The sequence below is a fragment of the Kitasatospora sp. NPDC036755 genome, from assembly GCF_040636595.1.
Classification (GTDB): Bacteria; Actinomycetota; Actinomycetes; order Streptomycetales; family Streptomycetaceae; genus Kitasatospora.
The window spans coordinates 1-1,410 of the sequence record NZ_JBEZUT010000674.1; the positions used below are offsets into that span (position 1 = coordinate 1).

The 1,410-nt window shown below is 75.5% G+C and carries 1 protein-coding gene; it reads right to left on the reverse strand.

Features of this window, described 5'->3' with window-relative positions:
* On the reverse strand, nt 1–1,410 hold a 1,410-nt coding region (locus tag AB0E96_RS41130), incomplete at both ends, for a condensation domain-containing protein (protein ID WP_359831951.1).

Consider the following 1,410-nt stretch of genomic DNA (forward strand, 5'->3'; position numbering starts at 1 on the left):
CGGCGATGTGGTGCAGCACCAGGACGAGGACGTGGTCGTCCTCCGTGAGCTCCAGCAGCTCGGCGCGGAACGGGATGTCGGTGGCGAGGTCGAAGCGGTGGGCGGCCGCGGCGGCGAGCCGGTCGTCCAGCTCGGCCTCCGGCACGACGGCCGTGAGCAGCGGGATCCCGGTGCGCGCGAGGATCTCCTGGTACGGCTCACCGGCCGTGGACGGGTAGCGGGTGCGCAGCGCCTCGTGCCGTCCGGCGAGGTCGTTCAGCGCGGCCCGCAGCGCGGGCCGGTCGAGCCGGCCGCGCAGCCGCAGCGCCAGCGGGATGCTGTACGCCGAACCGCCCTGCTCCCACTCGCCGAGGAACCAGAGGCGCTGCTGGGCGTAGGAGAGCGGCAGCGGCTCGGGCCGGACGGTGGCGGCGGTCAGGGCCGGGCGCCGGGCGCCGCCGTCCCGCAGGGCGGCCGAGACGCCGGCCACCGTGGGGTTGGCGAAGAGCGTGCGGATGCCGAGCTCGGCGCCCAGCACCGCGCGGATCCGGCTGGTCAGCCTGGTGGCCATCAGCGAATAGCCGCCCAGGGCGAAGAAGTTGTCGTGCACGCCGACCTCGGGCAGCTCCAGCGCCTCGGCGAACAGGGCGCACAGCACCTCCTCGACCGGGGTGCGCGGCCCGTTGCGGCGCGGGGCCTCGGCGGCGGCCACGGGCTCCGGCCCGGCCGGGACGGCGGGCGCCCGCAGGTCCAGCCGGCCCTCCGCGTGCCAGCGGCCGAGGCGGCCGGTGCGGTACATCAGCGCGCCGGGGCCGCCGTACGGGTCCGCCACGTAGCGCTCGGCGGCGGTGTGCGGTGCGGCGGGAGCCTTGACGGCGAGGGTGCCGGAGGCGAGGTAGACGTCGCCGAGCACGCCCGCCGGGACCGGCCGCAGGTCCTCGTCCAGCACGTACGCGGTGCGTCCGGCGCCGTCGTCGGCCGCCGCCAGCTCCTGCCAGAGCCCGGCCGGGACGGCGGTGCTCCACTCGGTGAGGATGCGGTCGTACTCCTCGGGGCCGAGCAGTTCGGCCCGGCCGACGGGGGCGTCCGGCTCGGCGGTGACGGCCTCCAGCAGCCGCAGGAAGCTCCGGCTCATCGCCTCGACGGTGGTGCGGTCGTACAGGTCGGTGGCGTACTCGAACTCGGCGCTGATGCCGGCCGGGACGCCCTCGTCGTCGTACGCCTCGGTGAGCCCGAGGGTCAGGTCGAACTTGGCGATCCGGTGGTCCAGCGGGTGTGGCTCGGCGGTGGCGCCGGCGAACTCGTAGACCCCGTCACCGGTGTTCTGGAGCAGGATCATGGTCTGGAAGAGGGGGTGGCGGGCGGTGGAGCGGGTGGGGTTGACGGCTTCGACGATGCGCTCGAAGGGGAGTTCCTGGTGGGCGTAGGCGT